This window comes from Cellulomonas septica, assembly GCF_012396155.1.
Classification (GTDB): Bacteria; Actinomycetota; Actinomycetes; order Actinomycetales; family Cellulomonadaceae; genus Cellulomonas; species Cellulomonas septica.
On the sequence record NZ_JAAXOY010000738.1, the window covers coordinates 1 to 1,644 of the forward strand.

General features: G+C 75.3%; 1 protein-coding gene and 2 pseudogenes. 1 reads left to right on the forward strand and 2 read right to left on the reverse strand.

Features of this window, described 5'->3' with window-relative positions:
* Both HGA02_RS18715 and HGA02_RS18720 read right to left on the reverse strand, forming a co-directional pair.
* Positions 1 to 703: pseudogene (locus HGA02_RS18715) on the reverse strand (hypothetical protein); the annotation flags it as partial.
* Between the two features lie 266 nt (positions 704 to 969).
* Complete coding sequence (locus HGA02_RS18720; protein WP_168680835.1) at positions 970 to 1,266, reverse strand: MTH1187 family thiamine-binding protein; 297 nt, start codon at positions 1,264 to 1,266, stop codon at positions 970 to 972.
* 251 nt (positions 1,267 to 1,517) lie between these two features.
* On the opposite strand from HGA02_RS18720, the pseudogene HGA02_RS18725 reads away from it, so the two are divergent.
* Positions 1,518 to 1,644 (forward strand): annotated as a pseudogene (locus tag HGA02_RS18725) (solute carrier family 23 protein); the annotation flags it as partial.

Here is a 1,644-nt window from a genome sequence, read left to right on the forward strand (position 1 = left end):
CCGACCGGAGCTCGCCGGTCATCGGACGCGTGCCGCGGTTGGTCCGCTCGGCCTCGTACGCCATCGCGGTCGCGAACGCCTCCGACGAGCGCACGAGCCGCAGCGCGGTCGGCTCGACGGGTCGGCGCGCGCCCTCGTGGATCGCGAGCGGCGACACGTCGAGCAGACGCGAGTCGTCGACGCCGCGCACGACGCCGACCTGCAGCACGTCGACCTGCCGGCCGGGACCACGCAGGAAGCCGAGGGTGTCGGTGGCCTCGGCGGCGACCTCGGAGCACAGGATCACGAGCCGGACGCCCTCGCGCCGGCTCGCGACGGTGCCGCCCGCGACCTGCTCGCGGAACGCGGCGAAGTCGACGCCGAACCGGCTGGGGTCGGCGTGGTAGGCGCGGGCCAGGTCGGTGGTGGTCATGCGGCCCGCGGCGCCCGCGTGGCGCAGGGACGCGACGACGGCGTCGTCGTCGACGACCTGCACGACCTCGACGACGACGGGACGGCCCGTGGCGTCGAGCGCGAGGAGCTCGGGGAGGTCGGCGTGGTCGGGGGCGCTCGCCCGCCAGCGCACGGCGAACAGGGGCTCGCCCGCGACGGCGCTGAGATGGTGGGTGAGGACCGCGGAGCACTCCTGCGCGAACGACCCCGCGAGGGGCTGCATCGGCTGGACGAGGCGCGGCCGCCCCTCGTCGAGCTCGAAGATGGGCATCGCGGTCCCGGCCTTCCTGGGCACGCAGCGGCCGACCGCCTGCCCCGTAGATCGCGCGCACACCCCCGACCGGATGTGCGTGCGTCCACACTTTCCCACAGCCGGGCGGCCTCGTCAGCCCGTCGAACGGGTGGTGCGGCGTGTTTCCGCCCACCCGGGCGGTTTCTCCCGGTGCGTTCTTGGTCACCCGTCCGAGTGGTGGGCATCCGTCCGGGTTCGACAGCCCCTCCCGCCCGACGTCGTGGACGGGCGGGGCCGACCCCGGGTCAGTCCTCGGCGAGCGCCGCCTCGACCCGCTCGACCTTGCCGGTGAGCTCGCCCGAGCGCCCGGGGCGGATGTCGGCCTTGAGGACGAGGCTCACGCGGTGGCCGTGCCGGCCCACGGCCTCGGTCGCGCGCTTCACGACGTCCATCACCTCGTCCCACTCCCCCTCGATCGTCGTGAACATGGCGTCGGTGCGGTTCGGCAGCCCGGACTCGCGCACGATGCGGACGGCGTCCGCGACGGCCTGCGTGACGGACTCACCCGCACCGAGCGGGGCGACGGAGAAGGCGACGAGCATGCCGCCACCCTGGACGCGAGCGCGCCGCGTGTCCAGCCGGACCGGGGCCTCGGCCGTCCGGGTGCCGCTCGTGGACGGAGGTCGGCGCGTCCGTCACCATCGGCGCGTGCCTGCCCTTCGACGAGCTCCCGCCGATGCCCCGGCCCTCGGGCCGGGCGGCGCGCCCGTGCCGTTCGTGATGGTCGACGACTGGACGGCCACGTTCACCGTGCCGCCGAACCTCGCGCGCCGGCTGGAGCCCGAGCCGGGCTGGGTCGGGCACGACGACGTACGCGGAGAACATCGGCGTCATGGCCGCGACGCGCGTCTACTCGACCGCGGCGTACTGGGTGGCCGCGGGTGGCGCGCTCGTGCTGAGCCTGTCGCCGAAGTTCGGCG

Excerpts from the sequence above, each read along its gene's own strand:
- HGA02_RS18720 (WP_168680835.1), bottom strand. The coding sequence starts at position 1,266 with ATGCTCGTCGCCTTCTCCGTCGCCCCGCTCGGTGCGGGTGAGTCCGTC.